The organism is Chishuiella changwenlii, assembly GCF_900142565.1.
Lineage (GTDB): Bacteria > Bacteroidota > Bacteroidia > Flavobacteriales > Weeksellaceae > Empedobacter > Empedobacter changwenlii.
Window position 1 is genome coordinate 249159 of sequence record NZ_FRBH01000002.1, and the last position, 17381, is coordinate 266539.

At 30.2% G+C, this 17381-nt stretch carries 16 protein-coding genes; 9 read left to right on the forward strand and 7 right to left on the reverse strand.

The genetic code is table 11. The features are described from left to right. Nucleotides 1-12 precede the first annotated feature (12 nt). A complete protein-coding gene (locus tag BUA86_RS02805; protein WP_072929641.1) occupies nt 13-1080 on the reverse strand; it encodes a M20 family metallo-hydrolase in 1068 nt (355 codons plus the stop codon). Beyond that, nucleotides 1074-1841 carry an acetylglutamate kinase gene (gene argB / locus BUA86_RS02810; protein WP_072929643.1) on the reverse strand — a complete coding sequence of 256 codons (768 nt, stop codon included), beginning with the start codon at nt 1839-1841 and terminating at the stop codon, nt 1074-1076. Before argB ends, BUA86_RS02805 begins: the two co-directional genes overlap by 7 nt. A 250-nt stretch (nt 1842-2091) precedes the next feature. On the opposite strand from argB, the gene BUA86_RS02815 reads away from it, so the two are divergent. From BUA86_RS02815 to carB, 8 genes are all read left to right on the forward strand, one after another. Continuing rightward, nucleotides 2092-2670, forward strand: coding sequence for a GNAT family N-acetyltransferase (locus tag BUA86_RS02815; RefSeq protein ID WP_072929645.1), 579 nt, complete (start codon nt 2092-2094; stop codon nt 2668-2670). A 70-nt stretch (nt 2671-2740) separates the two neighbouring features. Continuing rightward, a complete protein-coding gene (locus tag BUA86_RS02820; protein ID WP_072929647.1) occupies nt 2741-3193 on the forward strand; it encodes an arginine repressor in 453 nt (150 codons plus the stop codon). 12 nt (nt 3194-3205) lie between these two features. Then, nucleotides 3206-4387 (forward strand): argininosuccinate synthase, encoded by a 1182-nt coding sequence (gene argG / locus BUA86_RS02825; protein WP_072929649.1) that lies wholly within the window; start codon nt 3206-3208, stop codon nt 4385-4387. Nucleotides 4388-4469: 82 nt separating this feature from the next. Further along, nucleotides 4470-5456, forward strand: a complete 987-nt coding sequence (gene argC, locus BUA86_RS02830) for an N-acetyl-gamma-glutamyl-phosphate reductase (RefSeq protein ID WP_072929651.1) — start codon at nt 4470-4472, stop codon at nt 5454-5456. A 13-nt stretch (nt 5457-5469) separates the two neighbouring features. Beyond that, nucleotides 5470-6600, forward strand: a complete 1131-nt coding sequence (locus tag BUA86_RS02835) for a WG repeat-containing protein (protein ID WP_072929653.1) — start codon at nt 5470-5472, stop codon at nt 6598-6600. A gap of 51 nt (nt 6601-6651) precedes the next feature. Next, nucleotides 6652-7788, forward strand: a complete 1137-nt coding sequence (locus tag BUA86_RS02840) for an aspartate aminotransferase family protein (protein WP_072929655.1) — start codon at nt 6652-6654, stop codon at nt 7786-7788. Next, nucleotides 7781-8863, forward strand: a complete 1083-nt coding sequence (carA, locus tag BUA86_RS02845) for a glutamine-hydrolyzing carbamoyl-phosphate synthase small subunit (RefSeq protein ID WP_072929657.1) — start codon at nt 7781-7783, stop codon at nt 8861-8863. The genes BUA86_RS02840 and carA overlap by 8 nt, the downstream gene beginning before the upstream one ends. 11 nt (nt 8864-8874) lie before the next feature. Continuing rightward, nucleotides 8875-12102 (forward strand): carbamoyl-phosphate synthase (glutamine-hydrolyzing) large subunit, encoded by a 3228-nt coding sequence (gene carB, locus BUA86_RS02850; RefSeq protein ID WP_072929659.1) that lies wholly within the window; start codon nt 8875-8877, stop codon nt 12100-12102. 102 nt (nt 12103-12204) lie between these two features. On the opposite strand, the gene BUA86_RS02855 is transcribed toward carB, so the two are convergent. The 5 genes from BUA86_RS02855 to BUA86_RS02875 form a co-directional block, all read right to left on the reverse strand. Further along, entirely contained in the window at nt 12205-12840 is a 636-nt protein-coding gene (locus tag BUA86_RS02855) for a hypothetical protein (protein WP_072929660.1), read from the reverse strand. Nucleotides 12841-13255: 415 nt separating this feature from the next. Further along, nucleotides 13256-13543 (reverse strand): GIY-YIG nuclease family protein, encoded by a 288-nt coding sequence (locus tag BUA86_RS02860; RefSeq protein WP_072929662.1) that lies wholly within the window; start codon nt 13541-13543, stop codon nt 13256-13258. A 140-nt stretch (nt 13544-13683) separates the two neighbouring features. Further along, a complete protein-coding gene (locus BUA86_RS02865) occupies nt 13684-14391 on the reverse strand; it encodes a hypothetical protein (RefSeq protein WP_072929664.1) in 708 nt (235 codons plus the stop codon). Nucleotides 14392-14448: 57 nt separating this feature from the next. After that, on the reverse strand, nt 14449-15171 hold the full coding sequence (locus BUA86_RS02870) for a tRNA threonylcarbamoyladenosine dehydratase (RefSeq protein WP_072929665.1): 723 nt from the start codon (nt 15169-15171) through the stop codon (nt 14449-14451). An 11-nt stretch (nt 15172-15182) separates the two neighbouring features. Continuing rightward, nucleotides 15183-15842 carry a TatD family hydrolase gene (locus BUA86_RS02875; RefSeq protein WP_072929666.1) on the reverse strand — a complete coding sequence of 220 codons (660 nt, stop codon included), beginning with the start codon at nt 15840-15842 and terminating at the stop codon, nt 15183-15185. Nucleotides 15843-15914: 72 nt separating this feature from the next. On the opposite strand from BUA86_RS02875, the gene BUA86_RS02880 reads away from it, so the two are divergent. Beyond that, nucleotides 15915-17324, forward strand: coding sequence for a DHA2 family efflux MFS transporter permease subunit (locus tag BUA86_RS02880; protein ID WP_072929668.1), 1410 nt, complete (start codon nt 15915-15917; stop codon nt 17322-17324). Nucleotides 17325-17381: the final 57 nt, after the last annotated feature.

Genomic DNA, 17381 nt, shown 5'->3' on the forward strand with positions numbered 1-17381 from the left:
TTTTTTTGAATATTAAAAATTAAAATCTTTTAATAAACTTACATAACGTTCTATACCATGTTCTATTTCTGATAAATAAATATATTCATCTGGTGTATGAGAACGAGCAGAATCTCCAGGTCCCATTTTTACTGTTTCGAAATTCATCATTGCTTGATCTGACATTGTAGGAGAACCATAAGTTGTACAACCTAATTCTATTCCTTTTTGTACAATTGGATGATCCTCTGAAATGCGAGAAGAATTTAATCGTAACGAACGAGCCTTAACTACAGCTTTAGGTAAATTTTTAATGATTATATCAACTAATTCTTCATTAGAATATAATTCGTTTACACGACAATCTACAACTAAATTACATTCGTCTGGAACTACATTATGTTGCTTACCAGCCTCTATTTGAGTTACAGTCATTTTTACTGGACCTAACATATCAGAAACTCGATCAAACTCGTAAGTTTTAAACCAGTTCATAATCTCAATAGCTTCATAAATAGCGTTTATACCTTCATTTCTAGCTGCATGTCCTGTTTTTCCTTTTGCAATAACATCTAAAACAACTAAACCACGTTCAGCAATTGCCATATCCATTTGGGTAGGTTCACCAACAATTCCTAAATCTATTTTAGGTAAACTAGGTAAAATACTTGCTACATTTAATTCACCAGAACTTTCTTCTTCAGCTGTTATGGCAACAATTAAATTATAAGGTAAATCTTCGTTTAAGAAATTAACATAAGTTGCTAATAAACTAACTGCAGAAGCTCCGGCATCGTTACTTCCTAATCCAACTAATTTATCACCTTCTATGGTTGCTTTTAAAGGATTATAAGTCCAAGAAGAGCCAAACTTAACTGTGTCGTGATGAGAGTTTAATAAAATTGTTTTTTTATTTTCATCGTAATTTGGATGAATACTCCATACATTGTTATTCTGACGATGAGCTGTTGCACCATGTTCAGTTAAAAAATTGAAAATAATATCCGCAGTTTTATCTTCTTCACTCGAAAAAGATTGGGTTTCGATTAATTGACATAATAAATCGACAGCTTTCTTTTTTAGAACAGCTAATTCTAGCATAAAATTGTTTTAATGTCTGAGTTAATGTTACGTGCGTGAACTAAGCATACGTTTTTAACGCCTGCATTAATCACATTGAATGAATTATCCAACTTAGGGATCATTCCTTCAAAAATTACACCTTCTTCCTTTAATTGCAAATATAAAGTTTCGTTAATTTCTGGAATTAAAGTTTCATCATTATTTACATCGCGTAAAACACCAATCTTATCAAAAACAAAATTTAATTCAACATCATTTTGTTTAGACATAGCTACAGCAATTGTAGAAGCAATTGTATCAGCATTTGTATTAAACAGTTGACCATTTCCATCATGCGTAATTGCACAAACTATAGGAGTTATATTGTTATCTATTAATAATTGAAATAAATCTTTATTCACACTTTCGTTATCTAAATCACCTACAAAACCATAATCTATAGACTTTACAGGACGTTTCTTTCCTTTTATAGCATTTCCGTCTGCACCAGATAATCCTAAAGCGTTACAACCAAATTGTTGTAATTTAGAAACAATCAATTTATTAATATTTCCAGCATATAAACCTGTTACAACATCCAAAGTAGGTTTGTCAGTAATTCGTCTTCCATCAACCATTTTAGGTTCTATTCCTAATTGGTTTAATAGCTTAGAAGCGCCTTTACCACCACCATGAATTAATATTTTTGGACCTTCGATTGTAGAAAAAGTTTTTAAGAACTGTTCTAGTTCGATTTCATTATCTATAATTCCACCGCCTATTTTAATAATTTTCAACATGTTAATAAATATGTAAATTTTGTTTGTTTTTTTTGGTTTGACAAAAATAAAGTATTTAACTTTGCATCTCAGTATAATAACTGAATATCTTATTGATTAATGGAAGAAATTATTGAAATTATTCTTCTCAAATGTGAGGATCACTTTCCAAAGGAAAGCAAACTTAACCTTTCTCATAATCTTTTTGTGTGTGATGAAGATAATTCATCTTTTTATCATTCTTTTTTATTAATCAATCCTCTCTTAAATTATGTATGTTAGAATAGCAAATGCAGATGATGCCAAGTACACAGAATTATTGTGCGAATGGTACGAAGAATCCGCTCGTATGAGAAAAACGGGCATTGCTAAACGAAATCCTGTTTACTTAGAGCGTAAAATGCGCAATGGTAATGCAGTGATTGCTTTTGATGACGAAGATCAATTAGCAGGCTTTAGCTATATAGAAACTTACGAAGAAGAAAAATTCGTAGTTAACTCAGGATTAATTGTTCGAACAGATCTAAGGAGTTCTGGAATTGGACGAGAAATAAAACATGCTGTTTTTGAATTGTCACGAACAAAATTTCCTAAATCTAAAATTTTTAGTATTACGACTTCATTAGCCGTAATGAGAATGAATACAAAATTAGGCTACATGCCAGTTACTTTTTCTGAATTAACACAATCTGATGAGTTTTGGAACGGATGTAAAAGTTGTAAAAACTATCACATCTTAATGGAGAATGATCGTGAACGATGCATTTGTACAGGTTTGGTGTATGATAACTTTAATGATGAGTATGCGAAGAAAAATGCCGAAAATAAAGATGAAAATAATAATGAATAAATATACGAATTAAGGTTTTTTTTTGTCTAAAACGAGTATATTTGCATAAAATTTCGAATAAATATTCAATATGAGTAATAAAAAATACAGATTCCAAGTTATAAAAGACCTTATAACAGATCAAGAAATTAGTAATCAAGATGAATTACTGAAAAAATTAATTGATTTAGAAATCTCAGTTACTCAAGCAACTTTATCGAGAGATTTACGCGAATTGAAAGTTTCAAAAGTTCCTAATAATTCAGGACAATACATTTATCAACTTACAGAAAGTACAGCGCCGGCTACAATTGTTACTCATAATGATAAAATGACCTTAACATTTTCTCAGAATATGGGTGTAATAAAAACAAAGCCTGGTTATGCAAACAGAATTGCATTTGAAATTGATAACACATATTTCAAAACAATTTTGGGTACAATTGCAGGAGATGATACAGTATTAATTATCATGAAAGAAGAATGTAGCCGAGAAGAGGTTATTAATGAAATTAGAAGAATTATTCCTAATATAAACAAATAGAAACAAACAACAATGAGCAACAAAGCAGTTTTAGCTTACAGTGGAGGTTTAGATACTTCTTATTGTTTAGTCAACTTAACAAAAGATCAAGGAATGGAAGTGCACACAGTAATTGTAAATACTGGTGGATTTTCTGAAGAAGAATTAAAAGAAATCGAAACTCGTGCATACGAATTAGGTTCTTCAAAACACGTAACTATAGACATTACAGATAAATATTATAACGATTGTGTTCGTTATTTAATTTACGGTAATATCTTAAAAAATAACACATATCCATTATCTGTAAGTGCAGAACGTATGTTTCAGTCTATTGCAATTGCTCAATATGCAAAAGATGTAGATGCGGAATACATTGTACATGGATCTACAGGTGCAGGTAACGATCAAATTCGTTTTGATGTTGCTTTTGCTGTAATCTCTCCAAACTCAAAAATTATTACGCCAATTCGTGACGAAAAATTATCTCGTCAACAAGAAGTAGAATACTTACAAGCGAATGGAGTAAACTATTCTTGGGAAAAAGCAAAATACTCTATTAATAGAGGGATTTGGGGAACTTCTGTTGGTGGAGTAGAAACATTAACATCAAACGAAGCTTTACCAGAAGAAGCATATCCAACTCAATTATCTAGAACTGAACCATCTGTAATTGAGATAGAATTTGAAAAAGGGATTCCAACTGCTTTAGATGGAGAGAAATTATCTCCGGTAGCTTTAATACAGAAATTAAACGAAATAGGAGGAGAATATGCAATTGGTCGAGACATTCATGTCGGAGATACAATTTTAGGAATTAAGGGTCGTGTAGGATTTGAAGCTCCTGCCGCTTACCTTTTAATTAAAGCTCACCACTTATTAGAAAAACATACATTAACAAGATGGCAATTGTTGCACAAAGATTCTTTATCTAATTGGTATGGAACATTGTTGCACGAAGCACAATATTTAGATCCAGTAATGCGTGATGTAGAAGCATTCTTAGAATCTTCACAAAACCATGTAACAGGAAAAGTTAAGGTACAATTAAATCCTTATCATTTTTCTATGATTGGAATTGAATCACCTTATGATATGATGCAATCTAAAGTTGCTACTTATGGAGAAGAAAATGAGGCATGGGATAGTAGAGATGCGAGAGGTTTCATCAAAATATTCGGTAATCAATTAAAGATAGTTCATAGTTTCGACTAATTGATTCATTAAAGTGGGTTCATTAAATTGAATCCACTTTATTTCAATAATAAAAAGAATAAACACGCACAAAAAAATATAAATGACAAATAAAATTAATGTAAGCATTGTTGGTGGTGCTGGCTACACAGCAGGAGAATTACTTAGGATTTTGATTCATCATCCTAACGTTACAATCTCGTCTGTGTACAGTACATCAAATGCAGGTAATCCAGTTACCAAAATACACGACGATTTGTTAGGTGAGACAGACATCATATTTTCGGATAAAATAGACGAAAATGCTGATGTCGTTTTTTTATGCTTAGGTCATGGGAAATCAGCAGACTTTTTAAAGAATAACCAATATTCTGCAAAAACAAAAGTGATTGATTTAAGTAATGATTTTCGTTTAAATACAGACCGTGTATTTCAAGACAGAACATTCGTTTATGGTTTACCAGAAGTGAATAGAGAGGAGATTAAAGGAGCAAATAATATTGCAAATCCGGGTTGTTTTGCAACAGCAATTCAATTAGCCTTATTACCATTGGCTGCAAAAAATGAAATCAAAAATGATATTCATATCAATGCGGTAACTGGGTCTACTGGTGCTGGACAAAGTTTATCTGCCTCAACACACTTTAGCTGGAGAAATAACAATGTGTCGTTCTATAAAGAGTTTTCTCACCAACACGAAGGAGAAATTTATCAAACGATTAATCAATTGGAAGAAGACTTTAATAATAAAGTTTACTTCTTACCAATGCGTGGAGATTTTGCTCGCGGAATTTTAGCAGGTGTTTATGTAAAATCAGATTTATCAGAAGAAGAAGCAAAACAAATCTTTAATGAGTATTACCAAAATGAACCATTTACACATGTTTCTGATGCACCAATTGCCTTGAAACAAGTTGTAAATACAAATAAATGTTTATTACATGTTCAGAAACAAGATGATGTTATTTTAATCACATCGATTATAGATAACCTAACAAAAGGTGCTTCGGGACAAGCAGTAGAAAACATGAATTTGATGTTTGGTTGGGACGAAAATCTTGGACTTAATTTGAAAACGGTGGCTTTCTAAGAAGTAATGAGTTATGAGTAAAGCAATAAGATATATCATCATTTTAACTGTAGGTATTTTAATTAATTCGTGTGGTACATACCAATTGAATAGAACAAAAGAATTTACAAAATTAAATTCTTCAACAGATTTAAATGCTGAATACGTAGCTTATTCTATACCGACTAAAAAACAAGAAACTCCAACTTCAGCATTTCCATTATTTAATATTCAATCATTATCAGATATTAATTATTTTAAAGTAAATCTTTTAGATTCTAAGAGCATTAAAATAGAATATTTTGATTATAAAGAAAATGCAAATAAAGAATTGGTATTTGAAGGAAAATTGAAAAAGAAATTCTTTGAAATTTACTTTGAAAAAAAACAATTAATTATTCCCTTAATAGTAAGTAACATTGATATTAATCGCTTAAGAATAGGAAAAGATAAAAATGATAATTTAGTATTAATGAATTTTTACGAAAATTCAGGCAATTTATTAATAATAGGAGCTGGGTACAGCAGAGAAACTCCTTATTTATTCAAAAAATCTAATCAATTTGATGATTTTAAGCCTTTTAATAAAAATAATAAATGGGGATATAAAGACTCTAATGATAATATAGTTATTGAAACAAAATATGATTATGCAAGTTTTTTCTATAACAATTTAGCAATTGTGCAAAAGAATGGAAAATATGGATTGATAGACAAAGAAGGCAATCAATTAGTAGATTTTGAATATGATAATTTAGAATTAAAATTTGCTTCTGAACAAACATATTATCTTGTAACATTAAATGATAAAAAAGGAGTTTTAAATCTTGAAGGTAAGCTTGTAATTCCTATAAATTATGATGCAATAAGATCTAATACTAAAGATATATTTAATTTAAAAATTGGTAATAAATATGGTTTTGCTTCTTTAGGAAATTTTATCATACCAGCAATATATTCTCGTGAATTTTATTTATCAAGAGGCGATAGATTTATAAAAGTTGAACGAGACGGTAAAAGATTTTTTCTAGATAATGAAGGCTATGAATACGAGTCTGATAATGTAGAACCTATAAAACTAGGTTTTTTAACAATGAATGAATTAGAAGCACCAATTTTATCAACCAAGAGAAAGCCTGAATTAAGCGAACAAAACATAAAATAATTTACAAAATACAAGCATAACTTAAAACGTATCACGTAAAAAAGAAAAAAAATGAAACTATTCGACGTATATCCATTAATGAATGTAACTCCGGTAAAAGCTAAAGATTGTATTCTTTGGGACGAAAACGGAAAAGAATATTTAGACCTTTACGGAGGTCATGCAGTGATTTCGATTGGTCACTCGCATCCACACTATGTAGAAAAAATTACAGAACAAGTAAATAATATAGGATTCTATTCTAATTCAGTACAAATTCCAATTCAACAAGAATTAGCAGAGAAATTAGGAAAGTTATCTGGATATGAAGATTACACATTATTTTTAATCAACTCTGGAGCAGAAGCAAATGAGAATGCTGTAAAATTAGCATCTTTTCATACAGGGAAAGACCGAGTAATAGCTTTTAATGGAGCTTTTCACGGGAGAACTTCAGGAACAGTTGCTTTCACAGATAATCCAAAAATTGTAGCACCATTTAATGCACATCATAAAGTATCTTTTGTAGATTATAATATAGATGAGGTTAAAGAGGTAATTGCAGGAGGAGATGTTGCAGCGGTAATATATGAACCAATTCAAGGAGTTGGAGGTATTATTTTACCATCAGATGAATTTATCCAAGAACTAAGAAAAGTTTGTACAGAAAACGGAGTAGTTCTAATAGCGGACGAAATACAATGTGGTTACGGTCGTTCTGGAAAATTCTTTGCTCATCAACATTCTAATATCAAAGCAGATTTGATTACGATGGCAAAAGGAATGGGTAATGGATTTCCAATTGGAGGAGTTTTAATCTCACCAGAATTCGAAGCTTCTTATGGATTATTAGGAACAACTTTCGGAGGTAATCACTTGGCATGTGCAGCAGCAGTTGCAGTATTAGATGTTATAGAAAAAGAAAACTTAGTAGAAAATGCTAAGGAAATTGGAGAATATATTGGAATCCAATTAAATAAATTTCCAAAAATAAAAGAAGTTCGTGGAAGAGGTTCTATGATAGGAATCGAATTCGATTTTCCAATAGGAGAATTGAAAAACAACTTACTAACAAAGCATAACATTTTTGTAGGATATGCAGGGACAAACGTTATTCGTTTATTACCACCATTAACTATAACAAAAGCTTATGTAGATAAATTTATAAACGCATTACAAACAGAAATAAACACAATCATCAATGGATAAGAATGTAAAGATCGTCTTTCAGGACGGATTGGAAATTGAAGGTAAATCTTTTGGTGCTTACACTTCTGCTGCAGGAGAAATTGTTTTCAACACAGCAATGGTAGGTTACAATGAGAGTTTGACAGACCCTTCTTATAAGGGACAAATTATGGTTATGACTTTTCCTATCGTAGGAAATTATGGAGTTCCAGATGATAACGCTTTAGTTGATGAAATTGAAGCATGGGTAGAATCTAATAAAATTCAAGTAACAGGTTTAGTTGTTTCTTATTATTCTGATGATTATTCACATTGGAACGCTATTCAAAAATTAGGAGATTGGTTAAAAGCACACAATGTTCCTGGTGTTTATGGAGTTGATACTCGTGCAATCACAAAAAAATTACGTGAAGAAGGTTCTACATTAGCAAAAATCGAAGCAGATGAGAAAATAGACTTCTACGATCCAAACGTTATAAATTTAGTGGATGAGGTTTCTATTAAAGAAGTAAAACGCTACAATGAAGGAGCAGATACAAAAATTGTTTTAATAGATTGTGGAGTAAAAAATAACATTATTCGTTGTTTTGTAAAGAGAGGAGTTGAGGTAATTCGTGTGCCTTGGAATTACGATTATTCAACATTAGAATATGATGGATTATTTATTTCTAATGGACCTGGTGATCCAGAAATGTGCGACGTAACTATTTCAAATCTTAAACAATCTTTACAAGAAGATAAACCAATTTTCGGAATCTGTTTAGGAAATCAATTGGTAAGTTTAGCAGCTGGTGCATCTACATTTAAATTAAAATATGGTCACCGTTCTCACAATCAGCCAGTACAATTAGTAGGAACTAAAAAATGTTTCATTACTTCTCAAAATCATGGTTTCGCAGTAGATGATTCTAAATTACCAGAAGGATTCAAAACATTTTTTACCAACTTAAATGATGGGACATGTGAAGGAATTCGCCACGAATCAAAACCAATTTTTACAGTTCAATTTCACCCAGAAGCAATGGGAGGACCTGTAGATACAGAGTATTTATTTGATGAGTTTATCGCAGAAGTAAAAAAATATAAAAACGCATAATCAGAATAACGATGTTAAAAGATATTAAAAAAGTATTAGTATTAGGATCAGGAGCTTTAAAGATTGGAGAAGCTGGAGAGTTCGATTATTCTGGTTCTCAAGCGTTAAAAGCTTTAAAGGAAGAAGGAATCCAAACCGTTTTAATTAATCCAAATATTGCAACGGTACAAACTTCAGAAGGAATTGCAGACGAAATTTATTTTTTACCTGTAACACCTTACTTTGTAGAAAAAGTCATAGCAAAAGAAAAACCAGACGGAATTATGGTTGCCTTTGGTGGGCAAACAGCGTTAAACTGTGCGGTTGAATTAAATAAAAATAAAATCTTTGATAAATATAATGTTCGCGTTTTAGGAACACCAATTTCTGTAATTGAGTCAACTGAGGATCGTGATATTTTTATTGAGAAATTAGATCAAATCGGCGTATTAACTGCTCGTTCAGAAGCTGTAGAAACAGTTGCAGATGCAATGGAAGCTGGAAAAAGAATTGGTTTTCCATTAATTATTCGTGCAGCTTACGCTTTAGGAGGTTTAGGTTCTGGTTTCGCAAATAATGACGAAGAATTATTCGAATTAGTAGAAAAAGCATTCACATACTCTAACCAAGTTTTAGTTGAGGAATCATTAAAAGGATGGAAAGAAGTAGAATACGAAGTTGTTCGTGATGCGGAGGATAACTGTATTACAGTTTGTAATATGGAAAACTTTGATCCAATTGGAGTACATACAGGAGAATCTATTGTTGTTGCACCATCGCAAACATTATCAAATTCAGAGTATCATAAATTACGTGAAGTAGCTATTCGTACAATTCGCCATTTAGGTGTAATTGGAGAATGTAACATTCAGTATGCTTTCGATACTGTTTCAGAAGAATACCGTGTAATCGAAGTAAATGCGCGTTTATCTCGTTCATCTGCTTTAGCATCAAAAGCTACGGGGTATCCATTAGCTTTTGTTGCAGCTAAATTAGCATTAGGTTATACATTAGATGAATTGAAGAATAGTGTTACAAAAACTACTTCTGCAATGTTTGAGCCTGCATTAGATTACTGTGTGGTAAAATTACCTCGTTGGGATTTAAATAAATTTTACGGAGTTCGTAGAAATATTGGTTCTGCAATGAAATCTGTAGGTGAAGTAATGGCAGTAGGACGTTCTTTCGAAGAAGCAATTCAGAAAGGAGTTCGTATGTTAGACATCGGACACAGAGGATTTGTTGCAAATGGATTTAAAATTCCAGAAGGAGAATCATTAGACACTTGGTTATCAGAACCAAATGACGAGCGTTTATATGCCGTTACAGAGGCTTTCAAAGCAGGATATTCTATTGAGAAAATTCATGACTTAACAAAAATCGATTTATGGTTTTTACAACGTTTAGAGCGTATTTTTAATACATCTAAAGAATTTGAAGCTTTAGAAAGATTTGAACAAGTAGATGCTGAGTTAATTGGAAGAGCTAAGAAATTAGGTTTTTCTGATCAACAAATTGCTGTATTAGTTAAAGGAGAAAATGGAGTTCATAGAAACGAATTAACGGTTCGTGAATTACGTAAAAACTTCGGAATAAAACCAGTTATCAAACAAATTGATACATTGGCAGCAGAGTTCCCAGCACAAACAAATTACTTGTACACGACATATCACGGAACAGAAAACGATTTAACACCAGAAACAGAAAAATCAGTTTGTATTTTAGGTTCAGGAGTTTATCGTATTGGTTCTTCTGTAGAGTTTGACTGGTGTGGTGTAAATGCAGCGCAAACAGCAGCTAAAAATGGTTACAAAACAATCATTATTAACTATAATCCAGAAACGGTTTCTACAGATTATGATACTTCGGATAGATTATATTTCGAAGAATTATCATTTGAGCGTGTAATGGATATTTTAGAATTCGAGAATCCTCATGGAACAATTATTTCGACAGGAGGACAAATTCCGAATAACTTAGCAATGAAGTTGTACGATCAGCAAATTCCAATTTTAGGAACATCTCCTTTAAAAATTGATGATGCAGAAAATCGTCACAAGTTCTCTGAAATTTTAGATGAATTAGGAATAGATCAACCACGTTGGAAAGAGCTTTCTTCTTTAGAAGCAATTCATAAGTTTGTGGAAGAAGTTAGTTTCCCTGTTCTTATTCGTCCATCGTACGTACTTTCTGGTGCTGCAATGAATGTAGTATCTAATCCGCATGAATTAGATGCTTTCTTAAAATTAGCAAAAGAAGTTTCACCAGATTATCCTGTAGTAGTTTCAGAGTTTGTACAAGGAGCAAAAGAAATCGAATTAGATGCAGTTTGTCAAAATGGAGAAATTGTAGATTATGCAGTTTCAGAACACGTAGAATTTGCGGGAGTTCACTCAGGAGATGCAACAATGTATTATCCACCACAAAAAGTGTACATTGAAACAATTCGTCAAATGAGAAAAGTGGCTGCTAAAATTGCAAAGAGATTTGAAATTAGTGGACCAATGAATATTCAGTTCTTATCTAAGAACAATACCGTTCGTGTTATAGAAACAAATATTCGTGCTTCTCGTTCTTTCCCATTTGTATCAAAAGTTTCTGGAAATAATTTAATAGAAAAAGCGACAAAAGTTCTTTTAGGAATAGAAGTAGAAAAAGGAAACTCAGAAATCGTTTACGATTTAGATTATGTAGGTGTAAAAGCATCTCAATTCTCATTTACTCGTTTACAGGGAGCAGATCCAGTTTTATCGGTAGATATGTCATCTACAGGAGAAGTTGGTTGTATTGGAGATACAGCGGAAGAAGCATTATTAAAATCAATGTTATCTGTTGGATATAAAATTCCAGAAAAAACAGTATTAATTTCTGGTGGACCAATTGCTTCTAAAGTTGCTTTATTAGAGCCAGCAAAACAATTAATTGCAAAAGGTTATAAAATCTATGCAACAGAGGGAACACACAAATTCTTTACAGAAAATGATGTATATTCTACATTAGTTTACTGGCCAAGTGATAACAAAGAGCCAAATGTAAAAACATACTTACACGATCATAAATTTGATATGGTAATCAATATTCCAAAAAACTTAACAAAAGCGGAATTAGATAACGATTATCAAATTCGTCGTACAGCAGTAGATTTTAATATTCCATTGATTACAAATGCACGTTTAGCTTCGGCTTTCATCAACGCATTTACTAAATTATCTATCGATGATTTAAAAATAAAAACTTGGAATGAATATAGAAATAAATAGAATTAGATTCTAGATATTAGTAATTAGAAAGCCTCGCAATGCGAGGCTTTTTTTAGTTTATTACTATTAATTTTTCTTTGTGAAAACAAAATAATAAAAAAATTATCCTTTACGTTTTATAAAAATATAAGTAAACATTGCTGCTATTACAAATGCCATACATGCAATTATACTAATGTAATTTCGCTCTTTTTCTTTTGATTCATTAATGTAATTATTTAAATTATCAATGTTTATCGAAGGTTTAAAATCACTATAATCAGTTAAATAATCAACTTCTATTTCATTTTCTTTAGTTTTAAACAAATCTATTTGTAAATTTTTTAAAGAATCTAATTCATTTTTAGCAATAAGTTTTAAATCATTTGTTCTTGTACAATAGTTGGTAGATGTGCCAATTATGTTTTTATAACCATAAACTAAATAAGTTTCGTTTAGCTTAAAATTTCTTCCACAACCTCCATACATAGTTGATGTGGGAGTGTATATTGTTGTATAATATTTTTTATTTTTAACTTCATTAAATTCTCTTCTTTTGAATTCTTTTTTAATTTCGAATGTAAATGCAAATACTCTGTTCGAATTAAAATCGTATTTTGTTGAATCTACAGAAATAACTTTACCAATAAAAATAGCATCAGAACTACTAAAGCTTCCCTTAATTGAAGATCTGCTACATGAGCAAGCAAAACTATAAGTTGATATAAATAGTAGAAAGAGTAGAAAATTTTTAGTCATATTATGTGTTTTTACTAAAATACAATTTTATAAGTAATAATTCATTTTTTCTGTCTAAGTTCTCGATACATTTTTCCTTGAAAAACACTCGAACTGACAGAAAGTAAAATCGTTTTAGAGATAGCTAAATCCGTCATTTCGAGTGAAATTCGTTCAGAATTTTGTATCGAGAAATAAGTAAGGATTTACTAAATCTCTAAATGAATTAAAATTTCTTTTAGATTTATATATTGAAAAATAGATGAGTGTTTTCATTTTTTCTGTCTAAGTTCTCGATACATTTTTCCTTGAAAAACACTCGAACTGACAGAAAGTAAACTTGTTATAGAAATAGATAAATCCGTCATTTCGAGTGAAATTCGTTTAGAATTTTGTATCGAGAAATAAGTAAGGATTTACTAAGTCTCTAAATGAATTAAAATTTCTTTTTTGATAAGTTAGGCAAGTGTTCAAAATAATCTTGTATCAATGCTAATTTTTTACTTCGTGACCATTTTTTTATTTGTTTTTCCTTCTCAATAGCAATTTCAATATTATTGAAAGATGTAAAAAATACTAATTTTAATGGTTTTCGATTAAAAGTATATGATTTGTAATCATTATTATCTTGGTGTTCAATAAATCTTTTAAAAACATCATTTGTTACTCCAACATAAAATGATTTATCAGAACATTCAATTATATATACATAATAAATTTTCATATTTTAATGTACAAATAATCTATCACCTTTAATAAACCTTTGAAGAGGTTATGGATATTAAACTTCTAATTTTCTAAATAAAACACAAAAAATCCATTCGAAAGAATGGATTTTTATATTTTTATCGAGATGATGTTTAATTAAAACTCAGCAAAAAAAGCAGTTACTTTTTCAACACCATTTTCGTCAAGAGAATTTAATAATTCAGTTTTAATAGCTTCAACTTCTTTCTTTTTCGCTTTCTTTAAAATAGATTTAGAAATATCTAAAAAGTTTTCAATATTTTCTAATCCACGAGAGCTCAAGAATTTTTCATCAGTTTTTTTCAGTTTAGCATAAACCTGTGTTAACATTGTAGCTTGTTCTAAAGCTAAAGCATATTCTTCTATCGTTTCTAACGTAATCATATAATGCAACATCAATTGTACAGATGGCATATTACGTTGATGACCGTGTTTTGTATACTTATCTAATGCAATGCTAAATGCTTCTTTACTTCTTTCTAAATTTTTATTTAAAGTAGAAGAAATAACGACATTAAACCAATCATCAGAATTATTAGAATTTTCAGCTAATTCAAAAAATGCAGTTTCGGCCTTTTCAAAATCTTGTAAACTATAATAAGATAAAGCAATTAATTTCTTTGCATCGTATAATTGTTTAGGATCTTTAGCATCTAATAAACCTTCACAAACTTTTATACACGTCTCGAAATTATTTTGACCAAATAAATCTCTTGCTGTATTTAAAATAGAATGTGTAGCGTTTTGTTCAAAAGCTTGTTCGTACATTAATTGACGAGCTTTTAAAACATCTTCGTATGTGATATAATCGTAATTGATTTTCATTTTATCTCTTTGCGTTAATTTTTACTAAATTAATTAAATATTGAATAAATGATTAATTTATTTCTCGTTTTTTAATAAATGTTTTACTACAGTTTCTGCTGCATATAAACCAAATAATCCTGGCATCCAAGAATTAGTTCCGTAAAAGGATTTTTTATAGTTTTTTCCGTCTGTTAATTTTAATGAAGTTTCATCTGTTTCTTCTGTAGAAAAAACAGCTTTAATCCCTTTGTCTATCTTTTCTTTTTTTAGACGTTTACGAATTTGTTTAGCTAATGGACAAACCTCTGTTTTACTAATATCTTTTACAAAAACTTTAGAAGCAGACATTTTTCCTCCCGCACCCATGTTACTAACAATCTTAACTTTTTTGCGCTTAGCAGCAATAATTAAGTTTATTTTAGGTGTAACAGAATCTATACAATCCATTATATAATCAAATTCTTTGGTAACAATCTCTAAAGTACGTTCTGGAGATAAAAACTCATTAATACGTGTTAACTGTAATTCTGGATTAATGTCCATTAATCGATCACCAACTATATCAACTTTATGCATTCCTACTGTAGAATGTAGCGCTGGTAATTGTCGGTTAATATTTGTTATATCTACAGTATCACCATCTACAATGGTCATTTTTCCTACACCTGCACGAGCAATAAACTCTGCAGCGAATGATCCCACTCCTCCTAAGCCGACGATTAAAACATGAGAATTTTTAAGTTTTTCTAAACCCTCTTCCTTGAATAATAATTCAGCTCTTTCTTGCCAAACTGCCATTTAAATATTTTTTATGATGATTGAACTTCATAGTCAAAAATTGTTTTCCAATTTTCTGCTTGTTGAAGTTGTAATTCTTTGATTGTTATCTTTCTCAGATTAGCTGCAAAAGTATAAATTTCTTCAATAGAAATATCATTTGCATCATTTTCTAAGAAAAACTGATTGTTAGAAAGGTTTGCAAATGTAGTTTGTAAGTTTTTATTAACAAGAAGATTTTTACCAAATGAAAGAAAACAATTTTGTGAAACAATTTGTTGTGCTAATTGTTCATTTTTATTAAATCCATGAAAGATAAATGGAAGATTAATTTTTAATTCTTTTCTGATTTGTAAAATTTCTTGGTAAGCACGAACCGAATGGATAATTACAGGAAGTTGATATTCTTCTGCAATTTTTAATTGTCGTTCAAAAACTGTTTTTTGCAATTCGAAATCTGTTTCGCATAATTTATCTAATCCTATTTCTCCGATTGCTAAGCAATTATTTTCTGTAATTTTTTGCAAGATAATTTCAATATCATCTTCTAATGTTGATACTTTAATATAAGCAGGGTGTAAACCGATAGAAAATGTTTTTGCATCACGATTCCAATCAGAAGGAAACTGATTGTATAAATCAACAGTATTCTTTTGTTGAGATAAATTATGTGTATGAACATTAAGAAACATACTTCAAATTTAATCTTTTTTCCGAAATTTGATACGTTCAAAAAAAGGAATAAAATTTGAAAAAAAGAGTGTATGAATGATTTAACTGCTGATAGAAAAATATCAAAATTTTTACCTTGGCTTGGCGCTATGGCAATTTTTATGCAAGCTTTAGATGGAACAATTTTAAATACATCTTTACCAACAATAGCAAAAGAATTAGGAAAATCTCCTTTAGAAATACAATCTATAATTGTTTCGTATACTTTAACCGTAGCTTTATTAATTCCACTTAGTGGATGGCTTTCTGATAAATATGGAACGAAGAAAATTTTTCAGTTAGCTATTTTTATTTTTACACTAGGTTCAACATTCTGTGCTCTTGCAACAACTTTACCTTTTTTAGTTATCTCTAGGATTATACAAGCCATTGGAGGATCAATGATGGTTCCAGTTATTCGCTTAGCAATTCTTTATGCTTATCCCAAAAAAGAATTATTAAAAGTAATTAACTTTATTACAATCCCTGGTTTAATAGGTCCTTTGCTTGGTCCAAGTTTAGGAGGTGTTTTAGTTGAAACATTATCTTGGCACTGGATCTTTTTAGTAAATATCCCTTTCGGAATTTTAGCATTGTGGATAACCACTTTTGCAATGCCAAATTTTAAACATCCCGTTTTTAAATTTGATATAAAAGGTTTGCTTCTTTTTAGTGGAGCAATTACAGTTTTTACATTGGTAATGGAATTAACATCATCAAACGTAATTGGACTTACAACTATCCTTTCATTACTATTATTAGCTGTAATACTTGGAGCAATTTATGTTGTTTATTCAAAAAAGAAACAGCATCCTTTAATAGATTTAAAGTTGTTAAATATTAGAACTTTAAAAATAGGTATAATTGGAAACCTTATAACAAGACTTGGAATAGGAGGAATGCCTTTTCTTATTCCATTATTATTACAAGTTGGTTATGGTTACACAGCTACAGTAGCAGGTTTAATTATGATTCCAGCAGCTGCAAGTAATATTGTAGCAAAATCTTTTGTTGTGCCAATTGTAAGTAAATTTGGATATAGAAATACATTAATTGCTAATACAATTTTATTGGGATTAATTATTTGTATGTTCTTTTTCCTACAATCTACTTCACCTATTTATTATATCGTTCCTTTAATGATTTTGAATGGATTTTTTAGTTCTATTCAATTTACTGCAATGAATACTTTGGCTTTAGCAGATTTAAATGAAGATACATCCAGTGAAGGAAATAGTTTATTATCTGTTACACAACAATTATCGTTAACATTTGGAATTTCAGTATCAGCACTTATCTTAGGTTTTTACAGACAATTAGAGTTTATTACCAAGGGAGTTGAGGTACAGGCTTTCCGATATTCTTTTCTAACAATGGGAGTAATGACAATGTTATCTACTTTTATATTTGTTCAATTAAAAAATGCTGATGGGCAACAAATGTCGAGAACTAAAGTTGATTAATTTCTTAAATTATATTTAGTAAAAAAGCCCTTCTCATAGAGAAGGACTTTTATGTGA